This window comes from Pedobacter sp. BS3 (assembly GCF_008274585.1).
Lineage (GTDB): Bacteria > Bacteroidota > Bacteroidia > Sphingobacteriales > Sphingobacteriaceae > Hufsiella_A.
In genome coordinates, this window is record NZ_VTRT01000003.1 from 1 (window position 1) to 20,391 (window position 20,391).

Annotated in this window: 18 protein-coding genes; 3 read left to right on the plus strand and 15 right to left on the minus strand. The window is 41.3% G+C overall.

Annotated features, from left to right (window positions below; translation table 11 throughout):
* Positions 1–334: 334 nt before the first annotated feature.
* The 12 genes from FW774_RS08685 to FW774_RS08740 all read right to left on the minus strand — a co-directional run bounded on the left by FW774_RS08685 (position 335) and on the right by FW774_RS08740 (position 10,607).
* The gene (locus FW774_RS08685) at positions 335–1,282 is read right to left on the minus strand and encodes an aldo/keto reductase (RefSeq protein WP_149347804.1); all 948 of its coding nucleotides are present in this window, start codon (positions 1,280–1,282) and stop codon (positions 335–337) included.
* 19 nt (positions 1,283–1,301) lie between these two features.
* Entirely contained in the window at positions 1,302–1,892 is a 591-nt protein-coding gene (locus FW774_RS08690; protein ID WP_149347805.1) for an NAD(P)H-dependent oxidoreductase, read from the minus strand.
* 29 nt (positions 1,893–1,921) lie between these two features.
* The gene (locus FW774_RS08695; protein WP_149347806.1) at positions 1,922–2,860 is read right to left on the minus strand and encodes an MBL fold metallo-hydrolase; all 939 of its coding nucleotides are present in this window, start codon (positions 2,858–2,860) and stop codon (positions 1,922–1,924) included.
* A gap of 12 nt (positions 2,861–2,872) precedes the next feature.
* Positions 2,873–3,667, minus strand: coding sequence for an SDR family NAD(P)-dependent oxidoreductase (locus FW774_RS08700; RefSeq protein WP_149347807.1), 795 nt, complete (start codon positions 3,665–3,667; stop codon positions 2,873–2,875).
* A gap of 18 nt (positions 3,668–3,685) precedes the next feature.
* The gene (locus FW774_RS08705; RefSeq protein WP_242457776.1) at positions 3,686–4,798 is read right to left on the minus strand and encodes a major royal jelly family protein; all 1,113 of its coding nucleotides are present in this window, start codon (positions 4,796–4,798) and stop codon (positions 3,686–3,688) included.
* Between the two features lie 2 nt (positions 4,799–4,800).
* The gene (locus tag FW774_RS08710) at positions 4,801–5,856 is read right to left on the minus strand and encodes a Gfo/Idh/MocA family oxidoreductase (protein ID WP_149347808.1); all 1,056 of its coding nucleotides are present in this window, start codon (positions 5,854–5,856) and stop codon (positions 4,801–4,803) included.
* Positions 5,857–5,866: 10 nt separating this feature from the next.
* Complete coding sequence (locus FW774_RS08715) at positions 5,867–7,051, minus strand: MFS transporter (protein ID WP_149347809.1); 1,185 nt, start codon at positions 7,049–7,051, stop codon at positions 5,867–5,869.
* Positions 7,051–8,052 (minus strand): alpha/beta fold hydrolase, encoded by a 1,002-nt coding sequence (locus tag FW774_RS08720; protein ID WP_187774879.1) that lies wholly within the window; start codon positions 8,050–8,052, stop codon positions 7,051–7,053. The genes FW774_RS08715 and FW774_RS08720 overlap by 1 nt, the downstream gene beginning before the upstream one ends.
* A 102-nt stretch (positions 8,053–8,154) precedes the next feature.
* The gene (locus FW774_RS08725; protein WP_149347810.1) at positions 8,155–8,931 is read right to left on the minus strand and encodes a putative quinol monooxygenase; all 777 of its coding nucleotides are present in this window, start codon (positions 8,929–8,931) and stop codon (positions 8,155–8,157) included.
* Positions 8,932–8,956: 25 nt separating this feature from the next.
* Positions 8,957–9,244: a putative quinol monooxygenase gene (locus FW774_RS08730; RefSeq protein ID WP_149347811.1), complete on the minus strand. Its 288-nt coding sequence runs from the start codon at positions 9,242–9,244 to the stop codon at positions 8,957–8,959.
* Positions 9,245–9,270: 26 nt separating this feature from the next.
* Positions 9,271–10,164, minus strand: coding sequence for a polysaccharide deacetylase family protein (locus tag FW774_RS08735; RefSeq protein ID WP_242457777.1), 894 nt, complete (start codon positions 10,162–10,164; stop codon positions 9,271–9,273).
* Positions 10,165–10,214: 50 nt separating this feature from the next.
* Positions 10,215–10,607 (minus strand): DoxX family protein, encoded by a 393-nt coding sequence (locus FW774_RS08740; protein WP_149347813.1) that lies wholly within the window; start codon positions 10,605–10,607, stop codon positions 10,215–10,217.
* 99 nt (positions 10,608–10,706) lie between these two features.
* Between FW774_RS08740 and FW774_RS08745 the strand changes: the two genes are divergently transcribed.
* The gene (locus tag FW774_RS08745; protein WP_149347814.1) at positions 10,707–11,540 is read left to right on the plus strand and encodes an AraC family transcriptional regulator; all 834 of its coding nucleotides are present in this window, start codon (positions 10,707–10,709) and stop codon (positions 11,538–11,540) included.
* A gap of 379 nt (positions 11,541–11,919) precedes the next feature.
* Here the strand turns inward: FW774_RS08745 and FW774_RS08750 are convergent, their stop codons facing one another.
* From FW774_RS08750 to FW774_RS08760, 3 genes are all read right to left on the minus strand, one after another.
* Positions 11,920–12,510 (minus strand): MarC family protein, encoded by a 591-nt coding sequence (locus FW774_RS08750; RefSeq protein WP_242457778.1) that lies wholly within the window; start codon positions 12,508–12,510, stop codon positions 11,920–11,922.
* A gap of 75 nt (positions 12,511–12,585) precedes the next feature.
* Positions 12,586–14,061, minus strand: a complete 1,476-nt coding sequence (locus FW774_RS08755; RefSeq protein ID WP_149347815.1) for an amino acid permease — start codon at positions 14,059–14,061, stop codon at positions 12,586–12,588.
* Between the two features lie 287 nt (positions 14,062–14,348).
* Positions 14,349–16,610, minus strand: a complete 2,262-nt coding sequence (locus tag FW774_RS08760; protein ID WP_149347816.1) for a sodium-translocating pyrophosphatase — start codon at positions 16,608–16,610, stop codon at positions 14,349–14,351.
* A 123-nt stretch (positions 16,611–16,733) separates the two neighbouring features.
* Here FW774_RS08760 and FW774_RS08765 point away from each other — a divergent pair, with 123 nt between their 5' ends.
* Both FW774_RS08765 and FW774_RS08770 read left to right on the plus strand, forming a co-directional pair.
* Positions 16,734–18,179, plus strand: coding sequence for an APC family permease (locus tag FW774_RS08765; protein ID WP_149347817.1), 1,446 nt, complete (start codon positions 16,734–16,736; stop codon positions 18,177–18,179).
* A gap of 153 nt (positions 18,180–18,332) precedes the next feature.
* A complete protein-coding gene (locus FW774_RS08770; RefSeq protein WP_149347818.1) occupies positions 18,333–20,330 on the plus strand; it encodes a glycoside hydrolase family 97 protein in 1,998 nt (665 codons plus the stop codon).
* Positions 20,331–20,391 lie beyond the last annotated feature (61 nt).

Consider the following 20,391-nt stretch of genomic DNA (forward strand, 5'->3'; position numbering starts at 1 on the left):
TAAAGTTCTGAATTTCTTTAATCACAATAGGAATGACCTACATCTTTTTTTACTTACACAAAATTCAAGACACTACCCCGGCCTTTGTCAGGATTTATTTACTTTTCCTTTTTCCTGCCATCTCTTTGGCAGCTTTGCTTTTTTCTTCTTTAGAAGTGTTTGAGCTTCTTAATTCGTGAGAGGCTTTGCTCTTCTCATCTTTCTTCATGTTACGCATAACGGTTCGGGGCTTGGCGTTCGGGCGTGAAAGTTCCTGCGGACTTTCACGTTTGAACGTCAGCCCGCCTGACGCCAAGCCCTTGTTGGTGGCTGCCCTTTTCTGTCTGTCGTGGTTTTACTTACTTGCTTTGTCCAACAATTCCAAATCTTCGCTGTCTAATTTCAATTCGGGTGCTGCAAACAAAGTTTCTAATTGTGCTTTGCTTGTTGCACTTACAATCGTTGCCCCGATGTGTGGTTGTGCCAACAACCAAGCTAATGCAACTGTTGCCTGTTGTGTGTTGTGTTTGCCTGCAACATTGTCTAATGCGTTCAATACTGCAAAACCTTTTTCGTTAAGATATTTTGAAGCACCGCCACCACGAACGCTTTTACTAAAATCGGCTTCGCTTCTGTATTTTCCTGTTAAGAAACCTGCTGCCAATGACCAATAAGGAAAAACAGTTAAACCGTATTTTTCTACTAACGGTAAGTATTCCGTTTCATATTTTGTTCGCTCCACTAAATTGTAATGCGGTTGCAAGGCTACATATTTCGGAAAGCCGTTTTTCTCGGAAACCTCAAATGATTGTTGCAAACGTTCGGGTGAAACGTTGGAAGCTGCGATGTAACGCACTTTTCCTGCTTTTACAATTTCATCGTAAGCCGATAATGTTTCTTCAATAGGTGTTACATTGTCGTCAAAATGGGTGTAATACAAATCAATGTAGTCTGTTTGTAAGCGTTGCAGACTTTCGTCCACTGATTTTAAGATGTGTTTTTTGCTGATGTCAAAACCGTGTTCTTTTGTTTCTGAACCTACTTTTGTAGCAATTACTAAATCCTTGCGGTTTCCTCTTGCTTTGAGCCAATTTCCAATTATGGTTTCCGACTGTCCGCCTTTTCCGTTTACCCACCACGAATAAGTGTCTGCAGTATCAATAAAGTTGAACCCTGCACCTGCAAAAGCATCTAAAATTTCAAATGATTTTTGCTCGTCTAATGTCCAACCAAATACATTTCCGCCAAAATTGATACGACTTACTTCTAAATCTGTATTGCTGATTTTAATTTTTGTTGCCATACTTTTTATTTTATAATTGTTAGATTATTTGTTCCAAATGTTGCTGATACGCCTGCCTGTATGCTTCAATTCTTTCGGGTGTTCCACCTTTTGCGACATCATAAAAATGCATACCGTCCAATTGGGTTAAGCCTACAAATTTCATGGCAATATGAAATCCATATAGAACTCCTTTGTCAGGCGAAAAGCCGTACATAATTTCACCCGGTATGGTAAATGCACCTTCCGGAGCATTCCAGCTGCTGGTAACCATGTATTTTCTTCCTTGCAACAAACCACCTGTACCATAGTTGTACTCCGGATTGCTGTGCGTACGGCCATCACTTTTGTAGATGGTACCGCGTCCCTGTTGGAAAACGTCATCAATAAAGAGTTTCAGTCTATTCGGAACCTGAAACCACCAAATCGGCGTGTGGAAGATGATAATATCTGCCCAGACAAAATTTTCAATTTCCTTTGCCGTGTCATACTCTTCCCCCGTCTTGGTGATTCGGACCTCAAATCCGTTTTCTGTCAAAAAACCTGAAGTCCAATCCGTTAAGGTATTGTTGAATTTTCCTCCACTTTCATCATAAACTTGTCCTCCGTTAATAATCAATACTTTTTTCATCTTTTCTTTATTTATTATTTACGTGATTTTTATCTCAAGATAAATCCCTTTTTCATGATTCCTTTTTTGATAAGCTGTGGCTGAATAATATCATCATGGCTTACTATCAGTTGGACTCCTTTAGACGGAAGTTGATTAAGCCAGTCCAGTTGATATTGGATTCTTACGGCATCTTCACCAATGCGTTTGACTTGCGATGCGGGTTTCTGTTTGCGTTCTTCTATACCGACATAGCTCCAGCTGACATCTCCCGTAAAGATGTATTCTTTACCGTTTTCAAATTGGGTGTATACCATAATTTCGCCAGGTGTATGTCCCGGAGCCTTGATTAAAACAATACCGGGAGCTACCGGAAGTACATCGTAAAAATCTACGGTAACAAAGTTTTTCACTTTTTCTATATCTGTTTTCAGTTGGGGCATCTGCGGTTTGTTGACCAAGGTGTTGAGCATCTGATAGGTAAGGATAGTCTTGGGGGCAATTTCATCAAAGTATTTTGTACGTAAAACACCTGCAACATGGTCGCCGTGTTCATGTGTGATGAGAATTTTCACAGCTTGTCTCAGGGCCTGTTGAACGCTGTCATTTGCCGATGGAAAGTACGGTTGTTTCTTTCCGTTTCCGAAAAATTCATGCACTTCTTCATCCATTCCGGCATCCAACATAATTGTGGAATGCGGAAAGACAATCTGATAAGCGGTTCTTGCCTGAATATACGGTTCATCGGTGCCGCCTTCTACGGTTTGTGCAAACGTACGGGGGCTTTCGGCAAATTTGATGTAGCGTATTTCGGTGGCTTTTTCGCCTTGAATGGTATTGGCTTCCAGCCGGATTTTTGCCAGCAAATCGTCATTGTATTGAATTTCCGGAAAGGTTAAATTTAGGGTTTCCTGAGCAGTCAAAGAATTGTGAAACAAACCCGAAAGCAACACAAAAAGAATACTGATTTTTAAATAGATATTATTCATAATTTCAATTAATTAAAAAGCACTATTTACCACACCGCCATCCACTCTCAGGGCAGCTCCGGTAGTAGCAGATGACAACGGGCTTGATATATATACGATTAAGTTGGCGACCTCTTCGGGTTCGGCGAAACGTTCAATGATGGATGAAGGTCTTTTTTCTCTGATAAATTCCAATGAAGCTTCAACCTCTGAAATGCCTCTTTCTTCTGCCAGTTTTTTCATTCCCGCATGATTTCCGGCAGACCAGGTAGGTCCGGGAAGAACGGCATTTACAGTAACATTTGTTCCACTCAGGTATTTTGCCAAACCACGGCTTAGTGCGAGATAGGCTGTTTTGGTGACGCCATACAGAATCATATCATCCGGAATATTGATAGCTGATTCGCTGGAAAGAAAAATGATTCTGCCCCAGTTTTTTGCTTTCATTTTCTGAACATAAAAACGGGAAAGACGCACACCGCTCATCACGTTTACTTCAAAATCCTGAAACCAGGCTTCATCATCGGTAGATTCAAACGGTTGCGGACTGTAAGTGCCGACATTGTTGATGAGAATGTCCACTTCGGGAAGTTTTTCCAAGAGTGCAACCACTTCTTCCACTTTGCTAAAATCCGCCGCAATTCCATGCACATCGGCATCACGAATATCTTTTTTGATTTCGACAATAACTTCTTCTATTTTAGCCAGATGACGGCCATTGATGTATACTTTTGCGCCTTCTTTGAGCAATCCTTTTGCTGTTGCTAAACCAATTCCATCTGTGGAACCGGTCACCAAAGCTGTTTTATTCTTTAACTGTAAATCCATTATATGATATTTTATAGGTTATGGTAATGCTATTTTGTATGCAGTATAGGGATATTCCGTTTTGTCCACACCGTTGTTCCACTGCGGAAGACGCTGTAATTGTGAATCGGAAAAATAAAGAAATCCATCGCTGCCGATGCCCAAAGAATCCGGCCAGTGGAGACGTTTGTCTTTTACCAATACTTTTAATTCCCCTTTGGGAGTCAGGTAAGAAATCGAATGTGATTCGGAAGTAGTGAGGTAAATATTTCCTTTTTTATCGGCGATTAAACCGTGCGTAACACCCACTTTGGCAACGGTTTCTACTTTGCTTTCTAGTGCTTCTTCGGAAAGATTTTTATCGGCTAGGTATCGGGTTTCAATACGGAAAAGTTCCCGTTTATTGATCGGTTTGAAATAGAAATACTTGAAGTCATCTGTTAAAGCGATTCCATTGACATTGGAGGAAAAAGGCTTTCCGTTCTTATCTTTCATTTCCACTCCATCATAATTTAAACTAATGTTGTCAGCCTTCGTAAATTTAGTATTTACTAAAACAGTTCTCGCTTCATCCGTGTTTAAGTCTAAAATAACGATAGCCGCTTGTGCAGGATCTGAAAGATAAGCAACGTTGTTTTTCAAATCTATACGGACGTCATTTAACGCGGATTTAGAAAAGTCCAGGTTTTTAAAAGAATACACTTTTTCTACCTGATTGGTTTGGGTGTTGATTTTTACGAGCTTAAATAGCCCTTTATCATTGCTGCTGCCATCAGCAAAAATATTTCCGGAAGCCGCAGGTTTGGAGTCTAAAACCCAAAGATTATCTTTTGCATCCACAAAAATATCCTGAACCCGTAAAAAGGAGTTTTTGTAGTTACCTTTTGTATTCCATGACAAAGTTGGATATGCAGTTATCTTCCCATTTTTTTCTTCTGCTAAAGCCAGATTGCCGTTGCCATCATAATTCGGGAAGGAAACAAAGACCCTGTCTTGCGAATTGATACTTAAGCCGATGACCATTTCTTTTTCAAAATGGGCGAAAGGAATCAGTTCCTGAGCAGAAACCGTATTCATAAGGTTAAGTGCCGAAACAATAAAAATGATGATGGGCAATTTCAAATCAGTATTTCCAAACGTTCTATATTGCATGATTATTGATTTTTTAGGTAAATAATCTTTCCTTCTTCTACGCTTTTGCGGACAGCGTCCATCACGAGCATATTTTGGTAGCCTTCAAAACCCGTCATGGGCGAGGGTTTGCTGTTTCTGAAATTTTGAAAAACAGCTTCAAAATAGTTGTAATAATTTCCGTCTTCGGTCGGAATCGTTTCGGAGATTTTCTGACCGTTTTCCATATAAGTCAGTGTTCCCTGTTCCGAAGCATCCTCCAAACTCCAAGATGTAGATTTCGGTTTTTCGCCTTTTAATAAACGTTCTTCCTGAATATCGGAACGCGATTTCAGAAAACTCCCTTTCGTTCCATGAATGATATATCCGGGCTGATTGCTCAGCGAAATATCCGTACCGCGGATCTTTACCCTTTTATCGGGATAATACAAAATCGCTTCAAAATAATCTTCCACCGGAGAATGCGGGCGGAATGCGGCAAAATCCGCAAACACTTTTTCCGGCAGACCGAACAATTTTACGGCTTGATCGGTAACGTGAGAACCTCTGTTATTAAATTCACCTCCACTTAATTTTTCTTCGGTATGGAAAGCACCACGAATTTCTGGCAGGTATATATCGTAAGAAAGTGTTGCCTCTTTTATCTCACCCAATTTACCGGATTTGATCACTTTTTCTACCGTTAAAAAATCGCTGTCGAATCTTCTGTTCTGATAAACATAAAGTTTTAATTTTTTTGCTTTTGCAAGGTCATCCAATTCTTTGGCTTGCGCTGCGGTATTTGTAAAAGCTTTTTCTACAATAGCTGATTTTCCTGCTTCCAGAACTTGTTTGGCTAATTCGTAATGTGTTCCGATGGGCGTATTGACTACTACCAATTCCACTTCGGAATCGGCGAGAATTTCCTCCAGCGTAGTGTAAGACCGGGTATAAGGATAATCGTTCTGAATTTTCTTTTTGCTTCGTTCCAAAGCACCAATTAATTGGAAACCCGGATGCAAATCCAAAAAAGGCGCAAAAAAAACAGAACCCGAAAATCCGTAACCGAGAATGACCGTATTTATTTTTTGTTGAGACATGAATGTTTTTTTATTTAATTTTATTTAAAACAAATTTTGTTCCTATAAAATGTACGATTAAAATGACAATACCGAAAAATAATCCCGCTACCGAAACGCCTAACCATTTATAATATTGCCAAAGCAGGCTGCCGATGAATGTTCCGAAAGCGCCCCCTACGAAATACCAAACCATATAGACCGTATTGATACGGTTTCTTGCGGAAGGATTTCCTTCAAAAATGATGGTCTGATTGGTAATGTGTACTGATTGTACGCCCAAATCCAAAACAAATGCACCAATGATGATTCCGATTAAGCTCCGGGAAGAAAAACCGAGAACTATCCATGCAAAGATGATCACCAAAGTTCCAGTATAGATGATGGTGTTTTTATTAAAGCGGTCGCTGAGCCTCCCAACGAAAGAAGCTACTGTAGCGCCTGCGATGCCGACCAGCCCCAATGAACCCGCCACATCACTTCCCATGTGGAACGGCTCGCCTTCCAATAGAAAAACCACCGTTGTCCAGAAAATCGTAAAAGCTCCAAAGTCAAATGCTCCGCGAACTGAAGCCAGACGAAGTTTCGGAATGCTCACAAACTGCTTTGTAATAGATTTTAAAAGCTGAGGATAAGTTCCTTTAAAGTCGGGATAGATTTCAGGTAAAAATTTCAATAGAGCGAAAAATAAAGCGGCCATGATGCCGGCTGCAATAAGAAACATTTCCTGCCAGCCGAGATGTGCTCCCACAAAACCACTTAACGTTCTTGACCCCAAAATCCCAATGAACATGCCCGTCATTACCGTACCAATGGCTGCACCACGTTTTTCGTCTTCGGCAAGTTGCGCCGCCATGGGTACCATGACCTGCGGAACCACCGATGTTAGGCCAATAAAGAAACTTGCCATTTTTAGTTGAAATGGTGTTTGTGAATATGCTGCTGCCAGAAGTGCTGCAATAATGAAAAAGAAATCTATCAGAATCAATCTTTTCCTCCTCAGCATATCGCCAAGCGGAACTATGAGAAACAGCCCGACAGCGTAGCCCACCTGTGTCAGCATGGGAACGGAAGAAATTTCCAATTCACTGACGTTGAAGTATTTCGCCATCAGACCGAGAAGCGGCTGGTTGTAATAATTATTGGCAACCACCAATCCGGTAGTTGCCGCCAGTAGAAACAGAAGCCCTTTGCTGAGTGTTTGATTTACTGTCATTAATTTTTCAAAAATTGTTTCATTGGCTGGATAAAGCGGTCAAATGCTTCTATGTGCGGCAAGTGCCCTACATTGTCTAATTCCACCAACTGTGAACCTGAAATTTTTTGTTGCGTTTTTTTTCCGAGTGTTTGGTATTGTCCCATTTTATCTGCTACTTCCGGATCTTTTACACCAGCTTTGCCAATGGCTGTTCGGTCTCTGGTACCGATAATCAAAAGCGTTGGAACTTTTATATTCTGAAATTCATAGACCACCGGTTGCGTGAAAATCATATCGGAAGTTTTCGCATTAACCAATGCAACTTTTGGATAATCCGGATGTTTCACCCAGCCGGTAAGCAGGTACACCCATTCGTCGTATTCTGGTTTCCACTTATTGTCGTAATAAAATCCCAGCTGATATTTTTTGGTCGTTTCATAATCAGCCTTCAATTCCTTTCCATAATTTGCATCAATGGAAGTGTAAGGAGCTACTAATTTCCAATCTTCCAAACCAAGCGGATTTTCCAGAATCAGTTTTTCAACCGTTTCGGGATACATCAATGTAAAACGCGTGGCAATCATCCCACCCATGGAATGACCTAACAAGTAGATTTTATTGATTTTTAATTCATCCAACACGGCTTTGGTATTTTGTGCAAGCTGTTGAAATGTAAACTGATAGTCAGTCGGTTTTGATGATTTTCCAAAACCGATTTGATCGGGCACCACCACACGATAACCTTCTTTTGTGAGGGCTTCAATAGTGGTTTTCCAATAAGCACCGTTGAAGTTTTTACCGTGCAACAAAACAATGGTTTTCCCATTTGGCTTTTCAGGATTTATGTCCATATACGCCATTTTCAACGCTTCGTTCTGCGATTTGAAATTCAGGTAATGCACTTCGTAGGGATATTCGTAATTGGTAAGCATAATATCCAGAACGGGACGTTGCTGTGCCATTGCCATATTTATAGAAACCAAACACAATAGGAATGTTGTGTATTTCTTTATTGTCATCATTTTTCTGTTTTTACGTATCTTCATTTATCTTCTTTCCCAATATGAACGGATAAAATGGCAGCACTATCAATGTCTTAACCCCACCAACCGATAGTATTACTATTTTGAAATATCTTTCGCCAACCAGCGTGTATCTACCGGATTGGAAACAAAAATGCCTTTGATGGCGGCATCAAATTTCTTGGAATAATCCTGTGCTAAATGTGCTTCGTGGTCGGGTACGCTTTCCCAGCTTTCTACTAAAAGAAATTTATTGGCATTTTCTACATATTGAAAAACATTGAAACGCGTATTTCCCTTCGCTTGCCGAGCACGGGGTGTTACTGCTGCTATTGCGTCCAAAAACACCTGTCTTTTTTCTGGTTTTACGTCAAAAGTTACCAATACGTTGCGTGGACTATATATCTCATCAGCATTTTCAGGTTCTACTGCAGGCACTTCCGCTAATTCTTTCAGCTCTTTCATTTCCATAGGATCATTAGCCTCTTTAGCTTCTTTCCACACCTGATGAGGCAAATACGGCTTTTTTAAATGGTCTTCAAATACCGCTCTGTTTTTGAATCGTTCCAGTAACGCTACTTCGTAACGACCATCTTCAGGCTGAAAGAACGTAAACAAAACGCTGCCCGGTTCCTTACGGGTTTGGACGACATTATTGTACATTGCCTTCATCAAGGTATCCCATTTTTCAGGTTTCACCTTGACAAACATAATGTGTTGATAACCTACCGTATCCACTATGGAAGTGGTATCTGAGGCTATGGTTTCTGTAAACTTTTCTTTTTTATTTGTATTGCCTGTACAACTGGTCAAAGCAAAAAGCAATGCTATTGCTCCTGTTTTTAGGGTTAAAATGTTTCTGTTTGAAGATGTCATGATTTTTTATTTTTTTGATAATAATTCACTTTAATAATTTAGCCTTTACTATCGACAATTCCTGCACTTTTTCTTGTATTACTTTTTGAAACTCTACGAAATACGGCTGCTTGTTATGTTCATTTAAGCCCTCTTGGTTTTCCCAATTTTCATAAAAGAAAAAGGTGTTTTCATCTTCTATACTTTGGTGTAGTTGGTATAAAATGGCAGCTTTTTCTTTTCGTGATTGCTCTAACAAATTCAACAAAAATGCTTTTACTTCGGTAGTAAATTCGGGTTTGCTTTTGATGATTGCTGTGATGTAAATGTTCATTTTCTTATTGTTTTATTGATTGTTCTTTACTCTCTGATTGTTGTTTTGTCGTGCAAAGCGATTTCGGCAATTTCATCTTTACGTTTGAATGAAACGCCTTTGTGCGACTGAATGTATTTTATCAAATCGTAGGCGGTTTTTACCATTTGCGGCGTTCCACCAATACGGTCGTGAAAACTGATTGAAAGTTGCCGTCTTTTATATTCACTCTCGGCATACAGTTGGTCAAACTCGGCTTTCACTTGGTTAAAAAACTGGTCGGTAGAAAAGCCTTTGCCCTCAATCAATAAAATATCGTTGCAACGCAAGGTGTAAGGCACTACAACAAAATCTTTATTGTTTACTTGAATGATAAAAGGTTCATCACGGCTCAAATCGTCAATGTGATATTTGAAACCTAATTCCTGCAAAACGCTTAATGTGTTTTCGCCCCTGCGAAGCCAATTTGCATTATAGCCGATTGGCGTTGCTCCTGTTGCATTTTTTACGGCATCAACTCCGTCTTTGATAAATTTTGTTTCATCTTCATAAGACATATTGTAAGAGTTGCTCCAATTCATTCCGTGTGCTGCTGCTTCGTGTCCTCTGCTTACAATTTCTTTTGCTAATTCGGGGTTTTTCAATACGGCTGCCCCAACCATATGCGAAGTAACTTTTATGCCTAACTTGTCCCAATTATCTAACATTCTCGGAATGCCCTCTTTGTAGCCGTATTGAAACCAAGTATCAGCGGGCAAATCTTTGAAGCCGTCTTTTATTTTAGGAAACGGACTATCGGCATTGTTCGGTTGATTGCCTGCTTCAAACTGCATAGAAACGGAAACAACCAAACGTGAGCCGTCAGCCCATTTTGTTTTTTCGTTTGTTGTTGCTTGTGGAATGGTTGCCAATGTTTCAAAAGGATTTACTACACTTGCCAAACCAACCAAACTGCTTTGCTTTATGAAATCTCGTCTTGTTCCCATTGCTTTTATTTTTTGAGTAAGTTATCTATCGACAAGGTGTTATACTGAATGAAAAAAAGTATAACGCCTAAATAAATAGAATGAATAAGCTGGGCAGTAATCGGGTCCCAATTTTCAATGGTAGTGTTTCCGAAAATGAACGCTGCCATTAGTAGTAATGCGGCATAAATTGCTTCCCGTGTGCGGAAGCCTGTCAAAATCATTACTCCTGTAACGACTTCAATAATAGGGACTGCATAACCAAAACCAAGTATTAAAGGTTTTGGTAAATAAGACTTTTCCATAAATCCGAGCATCCAATTAGCGAAGTCCTGCAATTTTGGCAAGCGAACTAATCCGTGCCCTAATAGTGATGCCGCTATTGGCAAACGTAGAAGAAAATAAGCTGTACTATTCATTGTTTTGCGTTGTTTTACTTTAAATTACTCTGCAAAGGTGCAATCATTTTTTCGTTCAACTGTTGTATAATCATTGGAAGTGTTTGTATCTTTGCAGGTATGGAAATACGGAATTTATATCAACCTTTTGAGTTGGATTTGGTTGAAGTAACCGAATATGAAGCCCAAAAGCATAAGAATACTTTTTTTGAAATGGTGTTTGTGCTTGACGGAAAGGGAACGCAGATAATCAACAATCACAAGCTGCCGTATTGCAGTGATAAATTGTTTCTGATTTTTCCGCAAGACACACATACTTTTGAAGTAAGCACACCAAGCAAATTTTTCTTTATTCGTTTCAACGAAACATATTTGAAAACACAAAGCAAAGAATGGGTGCAGAAGTTGGAATTTATTTTTCACAACAGCAATCATTCGCCAAGTTGTATTTTGAAGACTATAACTGACAAACCTTTGGTCAGGTCTTTGGTAGAAGCGTTAATAAGGGAACACGTTAATAATCAGCCACAACAACAGGAAGTAATTAAACAACTTATCAATACGATTATTACGATTGCTGCAAGAAATATCGTTTTAGCACCGTCTGCAACTTTGAATAACCTAAAATCAGAAAATGCCTTTCTATTGCTTAATTACATTCACCAAAACATTTATGAGCCAAAGAATTTGAAAGCCGAAACAATATCAAAGCATTTCAATGTTTCGCCTACTTATATCAGCGAATATTTTAAAACGCAAATAGGGCAAAGTCTACAAGAATATATAACATCTTATAAACTAAAACTGATTGAAACCCGATTGCAGTTTACGGATATGCAGATAAATGAAATTGTACACGAATTGGGTTTTAGCGATGCAAGCCATTTGAACAGGTTGTTCAAGAAATACAAAGGTGTTAGTCCAAGTGAGTTTAAGAAGTCTGTCAGCAAGTAATTTGGGTGGTGGGTGGGCTTGGTTTCCCGTTTTTGTCCGTCTGTTGATGTTAGCACGGTGGTCGGTTAGGGTTGCCACCAACAGTACTTTTTAAATGTTTAACAATAGGTTATTTGTTAGTACAACACAAGCCGTGAACGTTGGTTTGAAAATTTTGATTTTTTAAATAGGGATGCATATTGGGTTTTACATTGCTGAATTGTTCTATTGTTGAATTGCTAAATTGCTGCGGGTTAAAACCTAAAACGTACCACGTAAACCCTCTGCCGCTTCCGGTCTTTTCTGACTTTCCGACTTCCGGACTATCCGCCATGAACTATGAACCATAAGCTAATAGCTATCAGCCACGTAAAACGTATAACGTAAAACTTTTCACTCTCTACAGCCCCGTATTACTCCTGAATAATTTAATGGCGATAGCCAGCAGGATCACCCCAAACGCCTTACGAAGAACCTCTAATCCTGTTTTACCGATGAGTTGCTCAATACGTTGGGTGTTTTTTAATACAATATAAACAACGATGGTATTGAGCAGGATACCTACAATGATGTTGGGCATGGTATATTGTGTTTTAAGCGACAGCAAGGTCGTCATAGTACCCGCCCCGGCAATCAGCGGAAAGGCCAGCGGCACAATAGAAGCCGAGGCTGAAATTTCCTCTTCCTTAAAGAATTTTATCCCTAAAGTCATTTCCAGGGCAATGAAGAAGATAACCAGTGACCCCGCAATGGCGAAAGACGAGATATCCAAACCAATAATATCCAGCAGTTCATTACCCAAAAAGAGGAAGATGATCATCAGGGCCAGTACAGTAAGCGAGGCCTTTTCAGATTCAATATGGCCCACGCGGCGGCGCACATCGATGATAATAGGGATGGAGCCCAGTATATCAATGATGGCAAACAAGATCATGGTCACCGAGACAATCTGTTTCAGGTCAAACGTGGGCATAATTAAACAATTGGTCATGTAAAGCTACAGAAAAACCCATAAAAGCTGTCTCCGGATTTTCAGAAACAGCTTTTATAGTGCTTTAATATAAAACTACAGTTCCGGTTCCGGGGGATCTACCGGGAACTTAACAATACCTTTACGGATGTGTGAGTGCCTCTTGCTGTAGGTAAAATAAATGATCAATCCAATGATCAGCCAGATAATCAGCCGTTCCCAGGTGTGCCAGGGTAATCCGGCCATCAGGTAAAAGCAGGTTAACATGCCCAGAATAGGAACTACGGGAAAAAACGGAGTTTTAAATGGTCGTTTTAGTTCAGGGCTGGTATATCGTAAAACTAAAATGCCGCCGCATACAATGGTAAAGGCTAATAATGTACCTATCGATACCAATTCGCCTAATAAATTAATCGGCCCAAAACCAGCAATAGCCATAGCTATAATACCTGTAATAATGGTAGTAATGTACGGCGTTTTGAATTTAGGATGTATCTTACTGAAAACAGCAGGTAATAATCCATCATTTGCCATAGAATAAAATATACGGGGTTGCCCCATCAGCATAACCAGAATAACAGAGCTCAAACCGGCAATAGCGCCGATCTTGATCGGGAATCGCAGCCAGAATAAGCTACTGCCACCGGCATTTACGGCTACGGCAATCGGATCCGGAACATTAAGCTCTTTGTAATTAACCATACCCGTCATTACCCAACCTACCAGGATGTAAATGATTGTACAGATAACCAGCGAGCCTAAGATGCCTCTTGGCATGTCTTTTTGTGGATTTATAGCTTCCTGCGCTGCGGTAGAAACGGCATCAAACCCAATGTAAGCGAAGAAGATGATACCGGCTCCCCGTACAATGCCATCAAAGCCAAACTCTCCGGGGCCTTTAGCGTCAGGGATAAACGGTACCAGGTTATCCTGATTGATATATGAAATGCCGAATCCAACAAACAGCAGGATAACAGCAACTTTTACTACTACAATGATGTTATTAAAACGTGCCGATTCGCGTATACCGATAACCAGTAAGGTGGTAATAATGGCAATCACAAACATAGCCGGGAAATTGATGATAGCTCCCGTAGGCGTGAAAGTGCCAGCTGTGGAGTCGTAATTATAGGGGGCCTGAGCAATGTTTGCCGGTATATGAATACCAAAATCCTTTAAAAAGCTCACCACGTATCCCGACCAGCTTACGGCTACTGTAGATGATGCAAATAAATATTCGATGATCAGATCCCAACCGATGATCCAGGCCAGAAATTCACCCATAGTTGCGTATGCATACGTATACGCACTTCCTGCAATGGGGATCATAGAAGCAAACTCAGAGTAGCAAAGACCGGCAAAGGCACAGGCTACACCTGCCAGGATGAACGATAATACTACTGCTGGACCGGTATGCAATGCAGCAGCAGTTCCGGTTAATGTAAAAATACCGGCGCCTATAATGGCTCCAATGCCTAATGAGATAAGATTAGTGGCATTTAATGTGCGTTTTAGTCCACCTTCGGTTCCGGCCTCTTTAATTAATTGCGATATAGGTTTTTTGTAAAGCATAAAGTCGTATTAAGTGAAAAAGCATATTAAATTATAATCGAATATAAATAAAATTTAATTCCTACCTTTTTATAAGCTATTTTATTGGCATTGGATAATTATTGATAGCTTGAGCGTAAAATTTGTTTATAAACTAATTTGGTATAAAACTGATTCGTTTAAATTGTTGAATTTTCCTGTTAGATATTTGAAATACTTGCCTTTTGTTTTATTTTAAAATGATATCAATAATTGTTTCAAAACAAAAAAGAGAATGCTTGCATTCTCTTTTTTGTTAGGGGTGATTTTTACCGGATAACCGTATCTTTTTTATTCAGAATGGTATCACTTCCTGCGTTTTGCAGGCTATCGGTTTGAATAACCCGGATCTCTTTTTTAATTTCCTTTTCCCCTGCGTGTTCGGCAATGCCGTGCGAAAGGTGAGGGGCAATAATTAACGATACAATAGACATCAGCTTGATCAGGATATTCATCGATGGGCCGGATGTATCCTTGAATGGATCACCTACAGTATCGCCAGTAACGGAAGCCTTGTGCGGTTCTGATTTTTTGTAATGCGTTTCGCCGTTGATCTCCACACCCTGCTCAAATGATTTCTTGGCATTATCCCAGGCGCCGCCGGCATTGCTTTGGAACATGCCCATCAGTACGCCCGAAACGGTTACCCCGGCTAATAAACCGCCCAGGATTTCTGCTGAACTGGTATCGGCGAAAACACCTTTAAATCCAAATCCGACAATGATAGGAACCAACAGCGCAATAGCTCCCGGCAGCATCATCTCGCGAATAGATGCTTTGGTAGAAATGGCCACACATTTTTCGTATTCAGGTTTAGCCTTATATTCCATAATACCGGGAATTTCCCTGAACTGGCGGCGTACTTCCTGCACCATGTCCATGGCAGCACGTCCAACGGCAGAAATACATAAAGCCGAAAAGATGAACGGAATCATAGCGCCAATCAGTAATCCGGCTAAAACCGGTGCTTTATAAATATCGATACGGTCAATGCCCGCGATACCTACAAATGCGGCAAAAAGTGCCAGTGAGGTTAACGCTGCCGATGCGATGGCAAAGCCTTTTCCGGTAGCGGCGGTAGTGTTTCCAACGGCATCCAGGTTATCGGTACGGTGACGAACCTGCTCCGGCAACTGGCTCATTTCAGCGATTCCGCCTGCATTATCGGCAATAGGGCCAAAAGCATCAATAGCCAGTTGCATAGCCGTTGTGGCCATCATTCCGGCTGCCGCGATGGCTACACCATATAATCCCGCAAAGGAATATGAAAAGACAATTCCGGCAGCTAATACAATAACCGGTAATACGGTTGATTCCATCCCGATAGCCAAACCACCAATAATATTGGTAGCATGCCCGGTTGACGATTGCTGTACAATAGCCTTTACCGGACGTTTACCCATAGCGGTATAGTATTCGGTAATGATGCTCATCAGCGTACCTACAATAAGACCCACCACGATAGAAAGGAATACGTCTGTTTTAGTGAATTCGAATCCGCGGATCACCATAGTTTCGGGCAGCAGCCAGCGCACCGCGAAAAAGGCTGCAATTGCCGTCATAATAATGGATGACCAGTTTCCGGTATTCAGTGCGCTCTGAACACTGTCTGTTTCTTTTTTAATGCGAACAAAGGCAGTAGCAATGATAGAGAAGATCAATCCCAGGCCGGCAATAAGCATCGGTAATAACACGGGAGCAATGCCGCCGAAGTTATCATTGGAAATGATCTCACGGCCCAATACCATCGTAGCTAAAATGGTTGCCACGTACGAACCGAACAGATCGGCGCCCATACCGGCAACGTCACCCACGTTATCGCCTACGTTATCGGCAATAGTAGCAGGATTACGTACGTCATCTTCAGGAATACCGGCTTCCACTTTTCCTACCAGATCGGCGCCTACGTCAGCAGCTTTGGTATAGATGCCTCCGCCTACACGGGCAAACAACGCAATCGATTCCGCTCCGAGAGAAAAGCCAGCCAGCACTTCCAGGGCCTTCTCCATTTCCTTACCGTTAACCGAAGCGCCCATTACGTTAACCACGTAGATATGGTAAAATACAATAAATAATGAGCCTAATCCTAAAACCGCTAATCCGGCAACGCCGATACCCATCACGCTTCCACCGGTAAACGATACCTTTAACGCTTTTTCAAGGCTGGTACGTGCGGCCTGGGTAGTGCGCACATTAGCTTTAGTGGCGATGTTCATACCGATGTATCCCGCTAAGGCGGATGTAAAAGCACCAATAATAAAGGATATGGCAATAACAGGGCTCGAGGTTTCAACGAGCGTACCTGAATAAGCCAGCAGTATACCGGCTATAATAGCAAAATACGAAAGGATTTTCCATTCTGCCCTTAAAAAGGCCATTGCGCCGTTGGCAATGTACCCGGAAAGGGTTTTCATGTTCTCGTCACCTGCATCCTGTTTGCTTACCCATGCCGATTTTAACAGCATCACCACTATTCCTGCAAGTCCGAGTAGGGGTATTACGTAAATTAAATGATCTTGTAGATATTCCATATATAATAACAAATTGAAATTGGTTAAACCCCAAAAATAAGAGGGGAAATGAATTAATCAAATTTAATTTTGACGTAATAGAAAAGTAATTTTAATATATTCGTTTCTCTAAACCTTATAACAATGGAAAATACTGTACCCGGTACCGCTATGAAGCGGGAAATAAGCCTTCTGGATGCGACCCTGCTGGTGGCAGGAAGCATGATTGGCTCAGGGATTTTTATTGTAAGCGCAGACATTACCCGTAATGTGGGATCTGCCGGCTGGTTGATTTTAATTTGGCTGATAACCGGTTTTATGACCCTGACTGCCGCATTAAGCTATGGCGAACTAAGCGGCATGTATCCCAAAGCCGGCGGACAATATGTTTACCTGAAAGAAGCATATAACCCGTTAGTTGCCTTTTTATACGGATGGAGCCTGTTCCTGGTGATACAAACCGGAACGATTGCTGCGGTAGGAGTGGCTTTCTCTAAATTTATGGCTTACCTGGTTCCGCAGGTAAGCGAAGATAATTTTATTTTATCGATGCAAACCAGCACAGATGCAGCCGGAAACGCTACTTTTTTTCATGTCAGCGCTGCCCAACTGGTATCTATTTTACTGATCGTATGTCTCACGTATTTTAACACTAAAGGTATTAAAGGTGGAAAAATCGTGCAAACTACCTTTACGCTGACCAAAATTATGAGCTTGTTCGGCTTAATTGCTTTCGGCCTGATCATGCTGAAGCCGGATATCTGGCAGGCTAACTGGTCGGATATGTGGGATCTTCATAAACTAAACGTAGATGGTTCATTCACAGGCTATACCACGGCTGCTGCTATGGGCGCTATCGCCGCGGCTATGGTAGGATCTATCTTCAGCAGCGATGCCTGGAATAACGTAACCTTTGTTGCCGGCGAAGTAAGCAATCCTAAACGGAATATTGGCCTGAGCCTTTTCCTCGGGACACTGATTGTTACTATTATCTATGTTTTAATTAATGTGGTATATACTGCTGTTCTCCCGCTGCATGAAATTGCTACGGCAGAAAAAGATCGCGTGGCAGTTGCCGCGTCACATGCCATATTTGGCAATATCGGGACGGTAGTTATCGCCTTAATGATCATGATCTCTACATTTGGTTGTAATAACGGCTTAATTCTGTCGGGAGCGAGGGTATATTATACCATGGCTAAAGACGGCTTGTTTTTCAAAAAAACAGCCAGCTTAAATCAGTATTCTGTTCCCGGGTTTGCTTTATGGGTACAATGTATTGTTGCCTGTATACTGTGCCTGAGCGGGAAATATGGCGACCTGCTCGATATGATTTGCTTTGTGGTGGTAATTTTTTATGTGCTGACTATAGCGGGAGTGTATATTCTGCGGAAAAAGCGCCCGGATGCGGAGCGCCCGTACAAAGCTTTCGGATACCCCGTATTGCCTGCCATTTATATCCTGATGGGACTGGCTTTCTGTATCCTGCTCATTATCTATAAACCTAATTTTACCTGGCCGGGATTATTTATCGTGCTGATAGGTTTACCGGTGTATTATTTGTGGCGGTTAGGTAATAAGCGTAGTTGAATTGCTGGAAGCTTTTGTTTTATTCTTTTTTGCTTTGATGTAACTGGTAATTTGTTTAGAATTGTTCCGGTTTGTAACTGAAGATCATGATGTGTATTCAGTTATGAAGAAATGAACAGCCTTTATAATCCAGTTATAACTTTAGCATATCACATGAAACAATCCTTACTCTTTTTAGCGTTAAGTCTGGCTGTAAACACGGCAATGGCCGGGATAGGCTATGTCGTAAAATCGCCGGATGGGCAATTGAAAGCCGTAATCAGAACTAATGAAAAGCTTACCTATTTTGTTATGCACAATGCCGACACCTTACTTGCTCCGTCTGCTATCGCGATGCATTTAAGCGGAGGTGAGGTGTTGGGTCACAATGCCAAAGTGAAAAGCGCTAAAACCAGTACGGTAAACCAGGAAATAGAAGCGCCGTTTTATAAACGTAGCCGCATAAAAGATAATTACAATGAGTTAGTTATCAGCTTCAATAAAGATTACAGTGTTGTTTTCAGAGCGTATAACGAGGGTATTGCCTATCGTTTTGTAACCAGTCGGAAGCAGAATTTTAATGTAGAAAGTGAAGAAGCCACCTTTAGCTTTCCGGCAGATTACCCGGCAATAGTCCCTTACGTAAACAGCAAAAAGAAAAACGCCACTTTCGAGGAGCAGTTCTTTAATTCATTTGAGAATACCTATACACATGCACCGCTTTCCAAATTAGATGTAACGCGTTTAGCCTTTCTGCCCCTGGTTGTTGAGGCCGCTAACGGTAAAAAAGTATGTATTACCGAAGCCGATCTGGAAGAATATCCTGGCATGTACTTAAATCATCAGTCAGGAAATACGCTGACCGGCGTTTTTGCGCCTTATCCTAAAAAAATTGAGCAAGGCGGACATAACCAGTTGCAGCAGCTGGTAAAAGAGCGTGAAAATTACATCGCGAAAAGCAAAGGAACACGCAGTTTCCCCTGGCGGATCATAGCCGTTTCTACGCAGGATAAGCAACTGGCTGATAATGATCTGGTTTATAAGCTGGCTTCTCCATCCCGCGTAAGCGATGTTTCATGGATAAAGCCCGGTAAGGTTGCCTGGGATTGGTGGAACGACTGGAATATTTCAGGTGTTGATTTTAAATCGGGAGTAAATAATGCAACTTACAAATACTACATTGATTTCGCTTCAAAAAATAACATTGAATACGTTATCCTTGACGAAGGCTGGGCGGTAAACCTGAAAGCCGATCTGTTGCAGGTTGTGCCCGAAATTAATATCAAAGAGCTGGTTGATTATGCCCGGCAGAAAAATGTAGACATTATTCTCTGGGCCGGTTTTTATGCGGTAGACAGGGATATGGAAAACGTATTTAAGTATTATTCCGGTTTGGGTGTTAAAGGGTTTAAGGTCGATTTTATGGATCGCGACGATCAGCTGGCGGTAAATTTTTACTATCGCGTAGCTCAGTTGGCGGCAAAATATAAATTGCTGGTAGATTTTCACGGCGCCTATAAACCCACCGGTTTGCAGCGTACCTATCCCAATGTACTTAACTTTGAAGGAGTACACGGTTTAGAGCAAATGAAATGGGCCTCGCCGAAGGTTGACCAGGTTACTTACGATGTAACCATTCCCTTTATCAGGATGCTGGCCGGCCCCATGGATTATACGCAGGGAGCGATGCGTAATGCCATAAAGAAAAATTATTATCCCGTTTGGAATGACCCGATGAGTCAGGGTACACGTTGTCGTCAGCTGGCGGAATATGTGATATTCGAAGCGCCGCTGAATATGCTGTGCGATAATCCCACACATTATTTAAAAGAGCCTGAATGTGCTAAGTTTATTGCGTCCGTTCCCAAAATATGGGATGAAACCGTAGCCCTGGATGGCGAAATTGCCAAACACATTGCCATCGCCCGGAAAAAAGGTAACGATTGGTACGTGGGAGCCTTAACCAATTGGGATAGCCGGGATACCGAGCTCGACCTGAGTTTCCTGGGTAAGGGAAATTATAAAGCTGAAGTATTTCGCGACGGTGTCAATGCCGACCGTGAAGCATCGGATTATAAACATGAAGTGATAGATGTTCCCCAAAACCGTAAGCTGAAAATCAGCATGGCGCCGGGCGGGGGATATGTTGCCCGGATATTTGATGAAAAGTGAACGGATATTGTCCCCCTTCTTAAAGCTCGATGGCTTGTCCTGAAATAAAAAAACCGGCTTT

Coding starts and splice junctions, on each gene's coding strand:
- FW774_RS08710 (WP_149347808.1), bottom strand. CDS start 5,856: ATGTCTCAACAAAAAATAAATACGGTCATTCTCGGTTACGGATTTTCG.
- FW774_RS08750 (WP_242457778.1), bottom strand. CDS start 12,510: ATGACCAATTGTTTAATTATGCCCACGTTTGACCTGAAACAGATTGTC.
- FW774_RS08745 (WP_149347814.1), top strand. CDS start 10,707: ATGGAAATACGGAATTTATATCAACCTTTTGAGTTGGATTTGGTTGAA.
- FW774_RS08695 (WP_149347806.1), bottom strand. CDS start 2,860: ATGAATAATATCTATTTAAAAATCAGTATTCTTTTTGTGTTGCTTTCG.
- FW774_RS08685 (WP_149347804.1), bottom strand. CDS start 1,282: ATGGCAACAAAAATTAAAATCAGCAATACAGATTTAGAAGTAAGTCGT.
- FW774_RS08705 (WP_242457776.1), bottom strand. CDS start 4,798: ATGCAATATAGAACGTTTGGAAATACTGATTTGAAATTGCCCATCATC.
- FW774_RS08755 (WP_149347815.1), bottom strand. CDS start 14,061: ATGCTTTACAAAAAACCTATATCGCAATTAATTAAAGAGGCCGGAACC.
- FW774_RS08765 (WP_149347817.1), top strand. CDS start 16,734: ATGGAAAATACTGTACCCGGTACCGCTATGAAGCGGGAAATAAGCCTT.
- FW774_RS08720 (WP_187774879.1), bottom strand. CDS start 8,052: ATGACAATAAAGAAATACACAACATTCCTATTGTGTTTGGTTTCTATA.
- FW774_RS08760 (WP_149347816.1), bottom strand. CDS start 16,610: ATGGAATATCTACAAGATCATTTAATTTACGTAATACCCCTACTCGGA.
- FW774_RS08700 (WP_149347807.1), bottom strand. CDS start 3,667: ATGGATTTACAGTTAAAGAATAAAACAGCTTTGGTGACCGGTTCCACA.
- FW774_RS08715 (WP_149347809.1), bottom strand. CDS start 7,051: ATGACAGTAAATCAAACACTCAGCAAAGGGCTTCTGTTTCTACTGGCG.
- FW774_RS08725 (WP_149347810.1), bottom strand. CDS start 8,931: ATGACATCTTCAAACAGAAACATTTTAACCCTAAAAACAGGAGCAATA.
- FW774_RS08690 (WP_149347805.1), bottom strand. CDS start 1,892: ATGAAAAAAGTATTGATTATTAACGGAGGACAAGTTTATGATGAAAGT.
- FW774_RS08730 (WP_149347811.1), bottom strand. CDS start 9,244: ATGAACATTTACATCACAGCAATCATCAAAAGCAAACCCGAATTTACT.
- FW774_RS08770 (WP_149347818.1), top strand. CDS start 18,333: ATGAAACAATCCTTACTCTTTTTAGCGTTAAGTCTGGCTGTAAACACG.
- FW774_RS08740 (WP_149347813.1), bottom strand. CDS start 10,607: ATGAATAGTACAGCTTATTTTCTTCTACGTTTGCCAATAGCGGCATCA.